The 16,591-nt window shown below is 69.9% G+C and carries 13 protein-coding genes; 9 read left to right on the forward strand and 4 right to left on the reverse strand.

All coding sequences use genetic code 11. The features are described 5' to 3' along the window. Positions 1-116: 116 nt before the first annotated feature. Positions 117-1,610 (forward strand): oligosaccharide flippase family protein, encoded by a 1,494-nt coding sequence (locus FBT96_RS13620; protein WP_136907547.1) that lies wholly within the window; start codon positions 117-119, stop codon positions 1,608-1,610. Between the two features lie 164 nt (positions 1,611-1,774). Continuing rightward, on the forward strand, positions 1,775-2,341 hold the full coding sequence (locus FBT96_RS13625; RefSeq protein WP_136907549.1) for a calcium-binding protein: 567 nt from the start codon (positions 1,775-1,777) through the stop codon (positions 2,339-2,341). A gap of 6 nt (positions 2,342-2,347) precedes the next feature. On the opposite strand, the gene FBT96_RS13630 is transcribed toward FBT96_RS13625, so the two are convergent. Then, on the reverse strand, positions 2,348-3,709 hold the full coding sequence (locus tag FBT96_RS13630) for an FAD-dependent oxidoreductase (protein WP_249306496.1): 1,362 nt from the start codon (positions 3,707-3,709) through the stop codon (positions 2,348-2,350). Between the two features lie 177 nt (positions 3,710-3,886). Between FBT96_RS13630 and FBT96_RS13635 the strand changes: the two genes are divergently transcribed. Continuing rightward, a complete protein-coding gene (locus FBT96_RS13635; RefSeq protein ID WP_136907553.1) occupies positions 3,887-5,095 on the forward strand; it encodes a polysaccharide pyruvyl transferase family protein in 1,209 nt (402 codons plus the stop codon). On the opposite strand, the gene FBT96_RS13640 is transcribed toward FBT96_RS13635, so the two are convergent. Next, positions 5,052-6,305: a glycosyltransferase gene (locus FBT96_RS13640; RefSeq protein WP_136907555.1), complete on the reverse strand. Its 1,254-nt coding sequence runs from the start codon at positions 6,303-6,305 to the stop codon at positions 5,052-5,054. The genes FBT96_RS13635 and FBT96_RS13640 overlap by 44 nt on opposite strands. A 186-nt stretch (positions 6,306-6,491) precedes the next feature. Between FBT96_RS13640 and FBT96_RS13645 the strand changes: the two genes are divergently transcribed. The 4 genes from FBT96_RS13645 (at position 6,492) to FBT96_RS13660 (ending at position 11,430) form a co-directional block, all read left to right on the forward strand. After that, a complete protein-coding gene (locus FBT96_RS13645; RefSeq protein WP_136907557.1) occupies positions 6,492-7,397 on the forward strand; it encodes a glycosyltransferase family 2 protein in 906 nt (301 codons plus the stop codon). A gap of 97 nt (positions 7,398-7,494) precedes the next feature. After that, positions 7,495-8,640, forward strand: a complete 1,146-nt coding sequence (locus tag FBT96_RS13650; protein ID WP_136907559.1) for a glycosyltransferase — start codon at positions 7,495-7,497, stop codon at positions 8,638-8,640. 4 nt (positions 8,641-8,644) lie between these two features. Continuing rightward, a complete protein-coding gene (locus FBT96_RS13655; protein ID WP_136907561.1) occupies positions 8,645-10,771 on the forward strand; it encodes a YjbH domain-containing protein in 2,127 nt (708 codons plus the stop codon). Beyond that, positions 10,750-11,430 carry a YjbF family lipoprotein gene (locus FBT96_RS13660; protein WP_136907563.1) on the forward strand — a complete coding sequence of 227 codons (681 nt, stop codon included), beginning with the start codon at positions 10,750-10,752 and terminating at the stop codon, positions 11,428-11,430. The genes FBT96_RS13655 and FBT96_RS13660 overlap by 22 nt, the downstream gene beginning before the upstream one ends. A gap of 32 nt (positions 11,431-11,462) precedes the next feature. On the opposite strand, the gene FBT96_RS13665 is transcribed toward FBT96_RS13660, so the two are convergent. Then, positions 11,463-13,538: a GumC family protein gene (locus tag FBT96_RS13665; protein ID WP_249306498.1), complete on the reverse strand. Its 2,076-nt coding sequence runs from the start codon at positions 13,536-13,538 to the stop codon at positions 11,463-11,465. 306 nt (positions 13,539-13,844) lie between these two features. Between FBT96_RS13665 and FBT96_RS13670 the strand changes: the two genes are divergently transcribed. Both FBT96_RS13670 and FBT96_RS13675 read left to right on the forward strand, forming a co-directional pair. Then, the gene (locus tag FBT96_RS13670) at positions 13,845-14,543 is read left to right on the forward strand and encodes a sugar transferase (RefSeq protein WP_136907567.1); all 699 of its coding nucleotides are present in this window, start codon (positions 13,845-13,847) and stop codon (positions 14,541-14,543) included. Between the two features lie 115 nt (positions 14,544-14,658). Continuing rightward, on the forward strand, positions 14,659-16,038 hold the full coding sequence (locus FBT96_RS13675; RefSeq protein WP_169583454.1) for a polysaccharide biosynthesis/export family protein: 1,380 nt from the start codon (positions 14,659-14,661) through the stop codon (positions 16,036-16,038). Positions 16,039-16,092: 54 nt separating this feature from the next. On the opposite strand, the gene FBT96_RS13680 is transcribed toward FBT96_RS13675, so the two are convergent. Next, on the reverse strand, positions 16,093-16,356 hold the full coding sequence (locus FBT96_RS13680; protein WP_169583456.1) for a hypothetical protein: 264 nt from the start codon (positions 16,354-16,356) through the stop codon (positions 16,093-16,095). Positions 16,357-16,591 lie beyond the last annotated feature (235 nt).

Below are 16,591 nucleotides of genomic sequence, written 5' to 3' on the forward strand. Positions count from 1 at the left end.
CAGAGCAGGTCCGGGTTGAGGGCGTTGACGCCGGGGTGATTTCCGATATGCCTTGCTCTCGAAGGCGGTCTGGCGCCTTCACGGCACCCGCACAGTATAGGGGACAGTGGCAGCCCATGACCAGCGATTTGCCCCCCGGTCCCGCGGCCCGGGACGCGGCGCAACCGCCCGCCGCCGCCGGGACAGGCCGCGGCCGTCGCGGCGCGCTTGCGGTCTTCGCCTTTGTCGCGCGGGCGACGCAGCAGCTGTCGACCTTTGCCATCACGCTGCTCGCGGCGCGGTTCCTGACCCCGGCCGATTATGGCGTCTATGCGCTGGGCATCGTCTTCGTCACCCTGATCCAGACCCTCAGCTACACCGGCTTTTATCATTTCATCGTCACCGCGAAACAGGACGACCGCGCCGTCGAGGCGACCAGTTTCTGGCTGATCGCGGGGCTGTCCCTCGCCGCCTCGGCGCTGCTGGCGCTGGCGGCGCCGCAGATCGCCGCGATCCTGCACGCGCCCGAGCTGTGCCGGGTGCTGCAGCTTCTGGCGCTGGTGCAGCCGGTGGCGGGGCTTGGCGCCTGGTATTCGGCGGTGCTGTTGCGCCGCCAGCAGGTGAACCGGCATTTCCTGATCATGTTCCTGCAAAACGCCATCGCGCTGGTGGGCGGGGTTTTGCTGCTCTGGTGGTGGCAATCGCTGCTGGCGCTGGTGGCGTTCCGCTTCCTGCGCGTGCTTTCGGGGCAGCTGCTTTATGGCCTGCTGACGCCGATCCGGCCCGGGCGCGGCTTCGATCCGGCGCTGGCGCGGCAGGCGCTGCGCTATTCGGGCGGGCTTTACGGGTCGCGGTTTCTGACCTTCCTGCAGCTTTACGCGGGCGATCTGCTGCTGGGGCTGATGTTCACCACCGCCGAGGCCGGGCTTTACCGCTTTGGCAACCGCATCGCGGGCGGCGCGGTCGAGGTGGTGCAACAGCCGATGTCCAGCTTCGCGCTGACCCAGCTTGGCGCCGCCGCGCGGCAGGACCGGGACCTCTCGGGGCTGATCGCGCGCTTTGCGGGCACGATGGCGGTGCTGACCGGCGGCGTCGCGGCGACGGTGATCGTCTTTGCCCCCACCCTGATGACCGAGGTCTTCAACCCCGCCTATGCGGCCGGGATCGGCGTCACCTATGCGATGGCGATGCGGGCGGTTTTCGGTCTTGGCGCGCAGCTGCTGGAACCGGCGCTGGCGGCGCAGCACAAGACCCGGCTGGGGATGATGTTCACCCTGGTCTTTGCGCTTGGCACAGTGCTGGCGGTGCTTCTGGCGGCGCCGCTGGGGCTCGGTGTGCTGGCCTGGAGCCAGGCCGGGACAAGCCTTCTGGGCACCGCCGCCGCGCTGTGGCTGCTGCGCCGCGAGGGCATCGCGATCGGCGCCGCGCTGCGGGCGCTTGTCCGCGCGCTGGGGCTGGTGCTGGCCTATGCGCTGGCGTTGGCGCAGGTCTGGCCGGCCGTGCAGGCGGGCTTCGGAACCGGGCTTGTGGGGCTTGGCCTTGGCCTTGCGGTGGCGGCGGCGCTGGGCGCGGTCACGCTGCTTCTGGGCTGGCGGCTGCGGGTCGTCAGCCTCTCCGCCTTTTCCGGCTGAACCGGCGGCAAACCGCCCGGCCGCATTTATTAACCATTTCGGCCTTAATTCTTTCATAACCATCAAGACAAGATGACCGCTGTCTTCCCCCTTCGCGTGGGGCCCGGGGCCGGTCCTGCCGGGGCCGGGGGTCTTCCGCGCGACCAGACCCGAAAGGACCCCAGATGCGTGGCACCAACCTGTTTCAGTCCAGCCTTTTTGACGCGTTCAAGGCGCTCAAGCTGACCGTGCTCGACAATTCCGCCAACCGGCTGAGCGCGGGGGCGGAAAACGACTTCGTGCTTGGCCTTGGCGGCGCCGATTCCCTTGCCGGCAATGACGGCAACGACACCCTTCTGGGCGGCGCGGGCAATGACCTGCTGCTGGGCGGGGCGGGCACCGACCGGATCGACGGCGGCTCGGGCAATGACGAGATCTACGGCGGCAAGGACGCCGACCGGCTCTCGGGCGGCAGCGGGTCGGACACGCTTTCGGGCGATTTCGGCGCCGACACCCTGACCGGCGGCTCGGGCCGCGACACATTCGTCTTCGTCGCGCGCACGGCCGATGCGACCGATGTGATCACCGATTTCTCCTTTGGCGAGACGATCCAGCTGAAGGGCTTTTCGGGCCATGCCAGCTACGAGACGGTGAACGGCAATGATGTCGCGGTGTCGATCGACGGCCATGTCATCGCGCTGCTCGAGGATGCGGCGGGCCGCGTCAGCGACGCCACCTTCACCTATGTCTGAGCGCCATCACGGCTGACCGTCGCGACCCGCGTGGGCCAGCCCCGCGCGGGTCAGCTCTTCCTGCACCCGCCGCGCGACGCCGCTGGCGGTGGGCAGATATTCGAACCGGCCCTGCCGCCCGACCGGCATCACCCCCGCCTGCGCAAGCCGTTCCAGCACCGCCGCGCGCCGGGCCAATTGGCCCGGGCGGTAAAGCGGATAGGCCTGCGGTGTCGTCACCGCGCCTTCCAGCCGCAGATCCTCGCCCAGACCCAGCCGCAGACACTGCGCGGCAAATTCGGCAAAGACCGCCTCGGGCGTCAGCCGCTCCTCGGGGCGCAGCGTCACCTCGACCGAGAAATACTCGCGCGGGATCGCCGGATCGGGGTAGATCCGCGAATAGAAGGTGGCGCGTTTCCAGCGCCCCTCGCCGTGGAAGTTGAAGAGCAGATCGCCCGCCCCGGGCGCAAACCGGCCCGCCGAGACGAACAGCGTCAGCAGCGACAGGCTTTCAAAACCGCTCGCCGTGCCGAAAACCGCCCGGTGCAGCATGTCGAGCGGCGCCGCCCCGATCACCGTGCCCGCCGTGAACGCGCCCGCGGCGGTGGTCACGACCATCCGCCCCGCCGCGTCGCGCTCGATCCGCGTCACCGGCGCCTGCAGCACGAAGCGCACCCCCGCCGCCTCCAGCCGTGCCCGGATCCGCTCGAAAAGAACCCCATAGCCCGCACGCGGGCGCACCCGCAGCGGCTCGCGCGGTTTCACCCGGAAGGCGCCGTGGCGCAGCCCGTTCCAGCCCGCGCGCAGCATCGCGGCGAAAGCGGTCTGCCGATGCACGAAGCGCATCCGGTCGACGAAGAATTCCGCGTCGATCGCCTCGGGCGGGCTGACGTTGAACCGCGCCACATAATCGCGCAGCCCGGTGCCGCGGTAAAAGACCGGCCCGAGCCGGTTCACGCAGGCCCGGTCCAGCGTGCCGTCCGGCCGCACCAGAAGCCGCGCCGCCAGCATCGCCGCCACCGCCCCCGCCAGCCGCGCGCGCGGCCATCGGCGCAGATCGCGCAGCTCGATCGGGTAATGACACAGCGCGCCTTCGGGATCGATCCGGCACTGCACCCGCTGCACCTGCGGGCACAGATCGCGCAGCCCCGGCGCAAGCGCGAAAAGCGCCGCCTCCTCCTCGTAAAAGATCGCGCCCAGATCGAAACTGTAGGGGCCGATCTCGACCGAATGATGCATCCCGCCCAGCCAGTCCCCGGCCTCGATCACCAGAACCCGGTGCCCCGCCCGCGCCAGCACATCGGCCGCGACAAGCCCGCCGATGCCGCCGCCGATCACCAGAACCTCGGCCGATCGCGGCGGCGTGATGTCGGTTTGCAGATCGCGCATCCGCCTGCCCCCTGCCCCTATTGCCCTTGCCCCTGTTTCCCCGTCCCGGTTGCCGCAGTCTGACCCGGCGGGGCCCGGGCAATCAAGGCTTTTCGGCCCCCCGCTTGCCATCGGGCCGCATTCCGGTCTAGCTGACCGGATCCGTCCCCGGACCGCCAGCCCCAGTCGGAGCCACCGATGCCGCCTGCCCCCCTGATCCGCCTGATGAACGTGAAGTTCAGCCCCAATCTGGGCGACGGGCTGCTGTCGGACTGCCTCGAGGCGGGGCTGCGCGCGCGCGGCGCGGCGGCCGGCTCGATCGATCTGGCGGCGCGGACGGGCTACGGGCAGGGTCTGGCCGGGCGCGGAAAGGTGATGCGGCTGCTGGAGGCGATGCCGCGGGGGCTGCGCGCACAGGCGGTGCGGGCGCCGCTCGCCCTTGCTTCGGCGCGCAAATGGGCGCCGCATTATGCGCGTGAACTGACCGGGGCGACGGCCATGGTGATCGGCGGCGGCAATCTGCTGTCCGATCACGATCTGAATTTTCCGACCAAGCTGGCGCTGGCGCTGACCGCGGCGCGGGACCGCGGCCTGCCGGTGGCGTTCCATGCCTGCGGCATGGCCGCGGACTGGAGCGTCGAGGGCGATCGCCGCCTGCGCCGCGCCCTTGCGGGCGTCGATCTGCGGGCGGTCTTCCTGCGCGATGCGCCCTCCTGCGCGCGCTGGGATGCCCGCTTCGCCGAGGCGACCGGGCAGCGCGCCAAACAGGTGCGCGACCCCGGGCTGCTGGCCGCTCTGACCTGGGCCCCGCCGCCGCGCGACCCCGGGGCGGCCGCGCCGATCGGGCTTTGCGTGATGTCGCATCTGGCGCTGCGCTATCATGCGCGCACGACGCTTGGCGCCGCCGATCTGCTGCGCTGGTATCGCGCCCTTGCCCGGGCTCTGTGCCAAGACGGCGCGCGGCTGCGCGTCTTCACCAATGGCGCCCCCGAGGACCGCGAGACGATGGCCTTGCTTGCCCCCGATCTGCGCGCGCTGGGGGCCGAGATCGTGCAGCCCGAAACCCCGGCAGACCTCGCCGCGGTGATCGCGCCCTGCGCCGCGCTGATCGCCTTTCGGATGCATGCGGTGATCGCCGCCTATGCGAACCGCGTGCCGGTTCTGGCGCTGAAATGGGATGACAAGCTCGACGCCTTCCTCGCCTCGGTCGGACAGGAGGGCTGGCTCGCCGATGCCGCCACGCTGGCCCCGGAGGCGGCGGCAGAGCGGGTCGGACAGCTGGCCGCCGAGGGCGGGGATTTTTCCCGCCACGCCACGGTGATCGCCGAGGCCGGGGCGGATCTTGACCGGCTGCTGGCGGCGCTCAGCCCTGCCCAGACCCCGATCCCGCCCCCGAAGACCCCGTGACGCCCGCGTAAAGCTCCAGAAGTCCGTCGCACCAGGCGTCAGGCGTCAGGCACAGACCGGCGCTGGCGCCAAAGCCCGCCTCCGAAACCTGCCGCAGCGCCGCGGGCGGCAGATCCGCCACCCGGCGCAACAGCGCGGCAAAAGCCGCCGGGTCGCGGGTGTCGCAGACCCAACCCAGCCCCCGCGCCGCGATCTCGGGGCCCAGAAGCGCGGTCTTTGACAGGATCACCGGCAGGCCCGACAGCACCGCCTCGGCCGCGACCAGACCGAAGGGCTCGGGGTAGCGCGAGGGCATGACGACGGCGCGGGCCTGTTGCGCCTCGGCCAGCATCCCGGCGCGGTCAAGCCAGCCGGTGAAGCGCAACTGCGGATGCGCCCGGGAAAGCGGCGCGCGCAGCGGCCCCTCGCCCACCACCGTCAGCGCCACCCCGGCCGCCTGCGCCGCGGCGATCAGCTCCTCGATGCCCTTTTCCGCCTCGATCCGGCCGATGAACAGAAAGCCGTGGTTCGTCTCGGCCGGGATGCGGCAGGGCGACAGCGCCTCGGCCGGGTTGCGCAGCACCCGCAGCCGCTCGGCCGGATAGCCCTGCGCCACGAAGCGCGGCGCCATCGCCGGATGGATCAGCACGATGCCGCCCCAGGGCGCGCGGCGCGGCAGGCTGCGGTGCAAGATCGCCTGCCGGGCGCTGCGCCAGAGCTTTTGCGCGAAGCTGCGCTTGTCGCACTGCGTCGCAAGACAGGCGGCGGAGAGCCCGCGCCGGTCGCAGGGTCGCATCGCCCGGTAATCCATGAAGCCGCCATTCGGGCAGGCCAGAAAGAAATCATGCGCGTGAATGAAAACGCGCGGCGCCACCGGGGTCAGCGCGGCAAAGACCGCGGGCGTCAGCGTCTTCGACCAGGAATGGACGTGATAGACGGTGTCGGGCCCGTCATGGGCGGCGATCACCCGCGCCAGCATCCGCCGCACGGCCGGGTTGTAAAGCCCGCGCGTCGCCGCGACATGCGGCGCGGCCTCGGTCAGCGGCTGCGCCCCCGCCAGATGCACCTCGACGCCGATATCGCGCAGCGCTGCGGCCCCCGCGCCGCGATCGGCGCTGGCAAAGACCACCGCCAGCCCGCGCGCCCGCAACAGCCGCGCCTGCAAAAGCGCCAAGCCGGTGGCGCCGCCACGCGCGACGCTGGCATCGTTGAGGATGACGACCTTCGGCACCGATGTTCCTTTCGCCCTCGCGCCCCCGGCGCGGTCTTTCCGTCGCTCTTGCGCCTGCGGCGCGCGGGGGGACTGTGACGGCTTTGCCCCGGCGCGGCAACCGCTTCGTGCCGCCCGGGGCGTCGCTTTGTTGACATCGCGCGCCGCGCCCGCCATCACCCGGACAGGCAGCACGCGGGGCAGGACATGACAGCAGAGCCGAAGACCCGGATCGCGGTGGTGATCTGTTCGGTGGGACGCCCCGGCATCCTGCGCGAGCTGATGCCGCATCTGCAGCGTCAAAGCCGCGCCCCCGACCGGCTCTTGCTGATCGGCCATCAGGACAGCGACATCGGCTTCGATCCGGCGCCGCTTTTTGGCCCCGAAACCCGCGCCGAGACGGTGCTGACCCGCAAGGGCCTGTGCCTGCAACGCAATGCGGGCCTTGAGCGGATCCGCGGCGATTGCGATCTGGTGGTGTTCTTCGACGATGATTTCGTCCCCGCCAAAGATGCGCTCGAAGGCATCGTCGCCGCCTTTGCCCGCTGGCCCGAGGTCAACGGCATGACCGGCCTTGTGCTGGCCGACGGCATCCTGGGCCCCGGGCTGGACGATGCGCAGGCGCGCGCGCTGGTGGCCGCCTACGAGGCCACGCCGCGCGCCGCGCCGCAGATCCTGCGCGCGGGGCTTCAAAGCCTTTACGGCTGCAACATGGCCTACCGGATGGCGGCGATCGGCCCGGCGCGGTTCGACGAGACCCTGCCACTTTACGCCTGGCAGGAGGACAGCGATTTCGCCGCCCGCCTGCCCGGGGGGCGGATCAAGACAGACGCCTTTGCGGGCGTGCATCGGGGCACGAAATCGGGCCGCGAGACGGCGGGCCGGCGGCTCGGCTACAGCCAGATCGCCAATCCCTGGTATCTGTGGCGCAAGGGCTCGATGCGGGGGCGCTTTGCCGCCCGGCTGGCGTTGCGCAACCTTCTGGCCAATCACCTGAAGATGGCCCGGCCCGAGCCCTGGATCGACCGGCGTGCCCGGGCCGCGGGCAACTGGCTGGCGCTGCGCGACATTCTGCGCGGCCGGTCGCATCCGGGCCGGATCCTGGAACTTTGAGCCGCGGCGCGGCGCGGAAACCCTCTTGCGCCGGGCCCTGACTTGCCCCGATAACGGCCGGGGCCCGACAGGCCGGGGTGGATTTGGGGGCAGGCCGATGACCGTGCAAGACAGTGATCCTTTCGCGGCCGGGGCGGCCGACGGGCGCCGGGTGGCGCTGATCCATTACTGGCTGGTGGGGATGCGCGGCGGCGAAAAGGTGCTCGAAGCGCTGTGCCGGATGTTTCCGCAGGCCGACATCTTCACCCATGTCGTCGTGCCCGAGCGGATCTCGCCCGCGCTGCGCCGCCATGCGATCTATCAGACCCGGGTCGGGCGGCTGCCCTTTGCGCCGCGGCTTTACCAGAAATACCTGCCGCTGATGCCGCGCGCGCTCGAAGAGCTGGATCTGAGCGGCTACGATCTGGTGATCTCCTCGGAATCGGGTCCGGCCAAGGGGGTGATCGCGCCGCCGAACGCCCCGCATCTGTGCTATTGCCATTCGCCGATGCGCTATCTGTGGGACCAATACACGCTTTACCTGAACGGCGCGGGCGGGCTGACGCGGCTGATGATGCCGCATCTGGCCCATCCGCTTCGACAATGGGACGTGACCAGCGCCGCGCGCGTCGACGGCTTCGTCGCCAATTCCGCCTTTGTCGCGCGGCGGATCGAGAAATACTGGCGCCGCGGCGCCGATGTCGTGCATCCGCCGGTGGCGGTGCAGGAGTTTGCCCCGATCCCCGCGGCGGAGCGCGGCGATTACTATCTGTGGGTGGGCGAGCTGACGCATTACAAGCGCCCCGACATCGCGGTCGAGGCGTTTCGCCGTCTGGGCCTGCCCTTCAAGATGGTGGGCGGCCCCGACAAGCTGGCGAAGGCGCTGGCGCGGCAGGCCGGGCCGCGCACGCAGATCCTGGGCAAGCGGCCCTTTGCCGAGCTCAAGGCGCTGATGGCGGGCTGCAAGGCGCTGATCTTCCCGGGAGAGGAGGATTTCGGCATGGTCCCGGTCGAGGCCATGGCCGCGGGGCGGCCGGTGATCGCGCTCGGCCGCGGCGGGGCGCTGGAAACCGTGGTCGAGGGGGAAACCGGGCTGTTCTTCCACGACCAATCGGTCGAGGCGCTGGTCGATGCGGTCGAACGTTTCGAGGCCTCGGGGCTGGGGCGCGACTGCACCGCGGCCTGCGTGGCGCGGGCGGCGGATTTCTCGGAAGAGCGGTTCGTCGCGGGCATCCGCGCCAGCCTGGCCCGGATCGGCGCCTGAGCCGATGGCCCGCCTGCGCTTTCCTGCGGCCGCCCCGACGCTGACCGGCTTTGCGCTGACCGGCCTTGCGCTGGCGGCGCTGACCGGCTTTTCCGCGCCCGCCCGCGCCGAGGGGCTTTCAAGCTACGGCACCCCCGGGCTGATCGACATGCCAGCCGCCACCGCCGCGCCCGATGGCACGCTGGCCTGGACCTCGTCCTTTCTGGGCGGGCACACCCGCAACACGCTGCAGTTCCAGATCACGCCGCGGCTGTCGGGGGTGTTTCGCTATTCGATCCTGCGCGGCTATTTCGACACGCCCGAGGCCGATCTTTACGACCGCAGCTTCGATCTGCACTATGTCTTCCGCACCGAAAGCCCGCGGTTTCCGGCGCTTGCGGTGGGCTTGCGCGATTTCGGCGGCACCGGGGTTTTCGGCGCGGAATATCTGGTCGCGACGAAGCGGTTCCTTGACACCCGGCTGGCGCTGAGCGGCGGCATCGGCTGGGGGCGGCTGGGATCCTATCACGGGTTTCGCAACCCGCTTGCGGGGCTCGGCGATCGCTTCGAGACCCGGCCGGGCCTGACAAGCCTGTCGGAAACCGGCCGCGTCTCGTTCAACCGTTTCTTCCGCGGCGAGGCGGCGCTGTTTGGCGGGCTGAGTTATCAGGTGAACGACCGGCTGCGGCTGGCGGTCGAATATTCCTCCGACGCCTATCGGCGCGAGGTCGCCAGCATGGGCTTTGCGCATCGCAGCCCGGTGAACCTTGGCCTGAGCTATCAGGCGAGCGAGGCGCTGACACTGACGGCCGCGGTGATCGGCGGGGCGCAGCTGGGGCTTGGCTTCAGCTATCAGCTCGATCCGCGCGCGCCGCGGGCGCCGGGCGGGCGCGAGGGCGCGGTGCCGCCGCTTCTGCCGCGCGCCGAGATCGCCGCTTTGGGCTGGCCCGAAAAGGACACGGACGCCAGCCGCAGCCGTCTGGCATCGGCGCTGGCGCAGGAGGGGTTGCGGCTGGAAAGCTACGCCGAGGACGGCCCCCGCGCCCGGATCGTGCTCGCCAATCCCCGCTATCGCGCCGCGCCGCAGGCGCTGGGGCGGGCGGCCCGCGCGATGGCCAACAGCCTGCCCGCCGGGATCGAGCGTTTCGAGATCACCCTGACCGCGCAGGGCATGCCGACGACGCGGGCGAGCTTCCGCCGCGCCGACCTGCAGCAGCTTGAACATGCCTGGGACGGCAGCTGGCAAAGCTTTGCCCGCGCGGACATCACCGATGCGCCCGCGCGGCTCGCCCCCGATCCGGGCGTCTATCCGGCGCTCGACTGGAGCCTTCTGCCCTATCTCCGCACCGCGCTGTTCGACCCCGACAGCCCGCTGCGCGCCGATCTCGGGCTGGCGGCCAGTGCCAGCTACCGCCTGGCGCCGGGGCTTTCGGTCGAAACGCTGATCCGGCAGAAAGCCTTTGGCACGCTGGATCAATCGAGCCGGATTTCGAACTCGATTCAACACCATGTGCGTTCCGACGCGCCGCTTTACGACAAGCTTTCGGGGCCGCAGCTGGTACAGCTGAGCGCCGATTACCTGGTCCGGCCCGGGGGCGATCTTTATGGCCGGGTCTCGGCGGGCTATTTCGAACAGATGTTCGCGGGCGTCTCGGGCGAGATCCTGTGGTATCCGCAGGGCAGCCGCCTTGCCCTTGGCGCCGAGCTGAACCATCTCGCGCAGCGCGATCCCGCCGCGCGGCTGGGGCTGAGCGACTATCACGTCACCACCGGCCATGCCTCGGCCTATTACGATTTCGGCGACAGCTACCGCGGCCAGCTGGATCTGGGGCGCTATCTGGCGGGCGACTGGGGCGGCACGCTGACGCTCGCCCGCGAATTCGACAACGGCTTTCGCGTCGCGGCCTTCTTCACCCTGACCGACATTTCCTTTGACGATTTCGGCGAGGGCTCGTTTGACAAGGGCATCAGCCTGACGATCCCGCTCGACTGGCTGACCGGAGAGCCGTCGCGGCGCGGCTTTGCGCAGACGATCCGGCCGATCCAGCGCGACGGCGGCGCCCGGGTGGCGATCGCGCATCGGCTTTACGACGAGGTCCGCGGCACGAATGCCCAGACGCTCTCCGATCAATGGGGCAAGTTCTGGCGATGAACAGGCTGCAGGTTCTGACGGCTTTTGCGGTTCTGGCGGCTCTTGCGGGCTGTTCCTCGGACCCGGGAACACGGGCGCTGCTGGCCGGGGCGCTGCCCTTGGGCGCGCGCGCGGCCGCGCCCAACCCGGCGTTTGCCGCGGCCGAGCGCGCGGGCGCCCCGGCCTTTGCGGCGGCGGTCGAATCCCGGCCAGAGGCGATCGCGGTGCTGCGGCGGCAGACCGTCTCGGAGCCCGACGGCGTCGAGACGATGATCGCGGCCGATGGCGCGCAGCTGATGTTTCAGGGCGGGCTTCTGGTCGGCAGCCGCGGCTTCGGCGCCGATGTGATGGCCGCGGAGGTGGCGCAAAGCGCGGCGCTGGTGCACCGGCTTGCGGCCGGGACATCGACACGGCTGATGACGCTGATCGATGGCAATGACCATGCGGTGACGCGGGCCTTTCGCTGCCAGATCACCCCGGGCGAGACCGAGACCCTCCGCATCGGCGCCCGCGCGGTCGCCACCCGCACGGTCACCGAGGCCTGCCGCGGCGCGCTGGCGCGGTTTTACAATTTCTACTGGGTGGTGCCCGAGACCGGCGAGATCGTGCAATCCAGCCAATGGACCGGGCCGCTGACCGGCAAGATCTCGCTGCGCCGGATCGACCCGGCGCAGCGCTGAGCGCGGCCACCGATCGCGGCCAAGGGTCGCAACTAGTCGCGGTAATACTCCGCATGCGCCCCGGTGCGGGCGCCGTAGCTGCCGCCCCGGCCGTAGCGCTGCATCCGGTCGGTGTCGATCCGGCTCAGGATCAGGCCGCTGACCTTCTGGCGCACGCTGTCGAAAAGCTGCAACGCCTCGAAGACCTCGCTGCGCGCCGTGCCGTCCCAAAGCACCGAAAACAGCGCCGCATCGGCCGATTGCGCGATGATCCGGGCATCGGGCACCACCAGAACCGGCGGCGTGTCGATCAGGATATAGTCGAAGCGGCGCCGCATCTGCGCGATGAAGGCCTTCCAGGCGTCGGACATGAACAGATCGGCGGCATTGATCCGGGTGTGCTCGCCCATGATCAGCGACAGGCCCAGATCGGGATCGGCGATCACCACCTCGTCAATCTCGGCCGCGCCGGACAGCAGCGAGACCAGCCCCTTGCGCCCGGCATGCTGCGGGAAATATTCCGCCAGCATGTTGCGGCGGATGTCGCCCTCGATCAGCAGCACCGACTTGCCGATGCCGACGAAATTCATCGCCAGCGCCAGCGCATTCGTCGTCTTGCCCTCGCCCGGCACGGACGAGGTGAGCATGATCACCTGCGGCGGCGCATCGACATTCGACAGCAGCACCGAGGTGCGCAGGTTGCGCACCGCCTCCATCGCCGCCGAGGAGGGTTTCGCCGCCAGATAGGTCAGCACCTCGCCCCGCGTCGCGCCGGGAATGACCGGGATCTGCCCCATCACGACCAGCCCCGTGTCCTCCTCGAGCGCGCGCGCGGTGCGGTAGCCGTTGCGCAAAAGGTCGCGCAATAGCACGATCGCCACCCCCGCGATCAGCCCCAGCACGCCGCACATCGCAAGGATCAGGCCCTTGCGCGGCGCCGTCGGCACCTTGGGCACCACCGCCGCCGAGAGGATCCGGCTGTCGGCCTGCTGGATGCCCTGCTGCGCCGAGGTTTCCTTCAGCCGCCCAAGGAAATATTCGTAAAGCGTGCGGTTCGCCTCGGCCTCGCGGGTCAGTTGCTGCAGCGCGATCATGTCGTCGCCCTGCCGCGAGATCTGCTGCGACAGCGTCGTTTCGGTGCGCCGCATCGCGGCGAGCTGATCCTCGGCCCGCGCCCGTTCCAGCTGCGCCCGCGCCAGACGCCGGGAATATTGCGTCTCGAACTCGGCGGCATTCTCGGCCGCCAGCCGCGCCAGCGCGACCTCTCCGGCGGCGGCGACCTTTTCGGCGGGCGTCCGCGCCGCTTCCAGCGCCGTGGCCCGCGCCGAAGCCCGCGTCGCGGCCTGCGTGGTGTCGGCGATCCGCTCGCGCAGATCCTTGAGCTGCACCTGCATCGCCGCCAGCGAGTCTTCGGAAATCAGCGTCGTGCCGACGTTGAAGGATTTCACCTTTTCCTCGGTCGCCTCGAGCTGGCTCTTGAGGGCGGCCACCCGGTTGCCCAGCCAGGCCGTCGCCTGTTCGGTCGCCTCGAATTTCACCTCGATCTGGTTGACGATGTAGCGCTTCGTCCAGGCATCGGCGATCCGCGCCGCCTTTTGCGGGTCTTCGGATTGCACCGCGACTTCAAAGACATAGCTGTCGGGCAGGTTGCGCACCGCAAGATGCGACAGGACCGCGTCCACCACCCCCGCCCGGATCGCCGCCGGATCGGGCGGCAAGGCCGCGCCAAACAGCCCGCGCAGCCGCGCCCGCAAGGACGGCGCCCCCAGCGTCGCGTTGAATTCCGGGTCCGCGCCCAGATCCAGCGTCTCCACCACCTTTTCGGCCAGCCCGCGCGAGCGCAGCACCTCGACCTCGGTGTTCAGCTCGTCCGAACTGCCGGTCAGCCCGCCCATCATCCCCTCGAGGTCGATCACCTGCGGCTTGCGGGTTTCCAGAACGACGGTGGCTTTGGCGGTATAGACCGGCGTTGCCGCAAGCTGCGCGTAAAGCAGCCCGAGCGCGAGCGCGACGCCAAAGACCGCGGCGATCGTCCGCCAGCCCGCGCGCAGGGTCCGCAGCCCCTGTGCCAGATCGATCACCTCGTCCTCGGGCGCGGGACGTTCGGCGTGAGTGTGGGGAGCGTTCATCTGCATTCCATCGAAACCGTCGCTGCGGGGCTCGATGCGTCGCCGTCCCCGCAATTCGCCCCGTCCTAGCAGAGTTTGCCCGACAGGCTAAGCGGTTTCGACCGCGCCGCCGCAACCGCCGCATTGGCCATCGTTCGCGCAACAATACCCCCGCGCCCTTGCGCGCTGCCGCCTTTTGGAACCGGTCGCGTCTCATTTGCGCCATACTTGTAATCAATGGGTTAACGCGTGATCTGGGATAGATCCGCTGCCCTGTGATCGTTTCTTGGTGTCGAGATTTTCTGACCTGACCTCTGGGAGTGTGAGATGGCCTTTTATGACATCGGATCCTCGGCCGAAGACCTTGTGGCGCTGGACCGCGCCCTGGCGCCGCCGCGCGGTGTCTTGCACGCATTCTATGCCCGCTTCGGCAAGCGTCTGGTCGATGTCGTTCTGGCGGTGCTGATGCTGCCGGTGCTGCTGCCGGTGATCGGGCTGCTGTGGCTTTGGGTGCGCGCCGACGGCCATGCGGCGCTGTTCTGCCAGCCCCGCGTCGGGCGGAACGGCCGGATCTTCGCCTGCTACAAGTTCCGCACCATGGTCCCCGAAGCCGAACGGGTGCTGGCCGAGATGTGCGCCCGCGATCCCGCCATCGCCGCCGAATGGGCGACCTATCAAAAGCTGCGCCACGACCCCCGCATCACCCGCGCGGGGGCCTGGCTGCGCAAGCTCAGCCTTGATGAATTGCCGCAGATCTTCAACGTGTTGAAGGGCGACATGAGCCTTGTCGGCCCGCGTCCCTTCCTGCCCGCGCAAGAGCCGCTTTACCGTCAGGCGGGCGGGCGGTCCTATTGCCGGATGCGGCCGGGCGTCACCGGGCTGTGGCAGGTCGTCAGCCGCCACGACACCACCCTTGCCGCGCGGGTGCATTTCGACGAGACCTATGGCCGCAACCTGTCGCTGCGTCAGGATCTGGGGCTGATCCTGCGCACCGCCGGGGTGGTGCTGCGCCGCACCGGCGCCTGAGGCTCGTCAGGGCCCGGCGGGGTCCGGCGGGGCACGGCCAGATTGCGAATCTCGCGCCCGCAGCCTAAGCGGAAGCAGTGCGCGCCGTTGCCCTGCCGCGCCGTTGCCCCGGGAGATGATCTTGCGCCTGCTGACCGTGCTGCTGACCGCGACGATGCTCTCTCAGACCCTTGGCGGCTGCGGCGTCGCCTATCACGGCGCCAAGGTCCGCCCCGGCGTCAGCGCCGAGGGCAAGGTCCGCGTCCTGCCGATCACCGCGGAATCGGTGCTGGTGGCGAATGCCGCCCCCTATCAGCCGCGGCAATTGCCCGGCTATTTCCGCCAGACCGCGGGCCTTGGCGGCACGCTGGCCGCGCCCGTCGCCGCGCCCGAGGGCACGCTGCCGCGCCTCGCACGTCCCGCCCCGCCGCCGATGCGCCTGCCGCCGCCGCTTGCCCCCGCCAGCTACCGGATCGGCGTCGGCGATGTCGTGCTGCTGGCGACGCCGCGCGACGGCACCACGGTCGGGCAGCTGACCGGCATTCTGGCGGCGCAGACCGCGCGGCAGGGCTATACGGTGCAAGATGACGGCGCGATCTCGGTGCCGACGGTCGGGCGGGTGCAGATCGCGGGCCAGACCGTCGACGATGCCGAGGCGACGCTGTTCCAAAGCTTCCTCGACAAGAAGATCGACCCGACCTTCTCGCTGGAAATCGCCGAATTCCAGTCGAAGAAAGTGGCGATCGGCGGCGATGTCGCGGCGCCCGGGGTGGTGCCGGTGACGCTGGCGCCGCTGCATCTGGACGCGGCGCTGGCGGCGGTGGGCGGGGTGACCTCGGCCGATCTCGACACCGCGCTGGTGCGGCTGCACCGCGGCGGCAAGCTTTATCAGCTGCCGCTGAAGGCGGTGCAGGACGACCCGGCGGTGGGGCAGCTGCCGCTGGCGGCGGGCGACAGTCTTTTCGTCGACAGCGGCTATGCGCTGGACAAGGCGGCGGCCTATTTCGAGCAGCAGATCACGCTGGCGAATTTCAAGCAGACCGAGCGCAAGTCGCGGCTCGAGGCGCTGCAGACCGAGGTGGCGCTGCGCCGGTCCGAGCTGGCCGAAGCGCGCGAGACCTTTGCCACCCGGCTCGATCTGGGGGCAGAGGCACGCGATTACGTCTATGTCACCGGCGAGATCGGCAAGCAAAGCCGCTACCCCCTGCCCTTCGACCGCAAGGCGACGCTGGCGGATGCGCTTTATGATGCGGGCGGCGGGCTGAGCACGGCCAGTTCGAACCCGAAAGAGATCTATGTGCTGCGCGGCTCTGCCGATCCGCTGGAATATGACGCGATCACCGCCTGGCATCTGGATGCCCGCAACATGGCCGCGATGCTGCTGGCGACGCGCTTCGATCTGCATGCCAATGACGTGATCTTCGTCGCCGCCCAGCCGGTGCAGCACTGGAGCAACGTGATCAAGGCGCTGACGCCCTCGCTGCTGGTCTCCTCGGTCAACGCCGTCGCCGAGTAAGACGGCGCCGGGTCAGTCTGGCCGGGTCAGTCGGGCCGGGTCCATTGGGCAGGCTCAGTTGGTGGAGGGGGTCGAACTGCCGCCGCCGCCGCCCGCCGAGAGCGCCGCAAGACCGGCGACGCCGCCCAGGAGCGGCAGCAAAAACACCAGGTTGGTGGCGCGGCCGACGGGCAGGTCGCCCTCGGGCAGGACCACCGCGGGTTTGGTTTCGTCCTTTTCGGTCTGGCTTCCGGTCTTCGGCGCCGATTGCGCCAGCGCGGGCGCGGGCATCGTCAGCGCGAAACTGCCAAGGACAGCCAGAACCACCGCAGATCTCATCTTCATCTCTCCCGCCAGAAAGGCCCGTTCGCCGGAACGATAGCACGGCCGCCGCGGCTTTCACAGCACGGCAGCGGCGGCCCGCAGCCCCGTCATTTCGCGTAATAGTCGCGATACCAGTCGACGAAGCGGGCGATGCCGTCGCGGACATCGGTTTGCGGCCGGTAGCCGGTCAGGCTGTGCAAGAGCGTGGCATCGGCCCAGGTCGCGGGCACGTCGCCCATCTGCATCGGCA

The sequence above is a fragment of the Rhodobacter capsulatus genome, assembly GCF_005144475.1.
Classification (GTDB): domain Bacteria; phylum Pseudomonadota; class Alphaproteobacteria; order Rhodobacterales; family Rhodobacteraceae; genus Rhodobacter; species Rhodobacter capsulatus_C.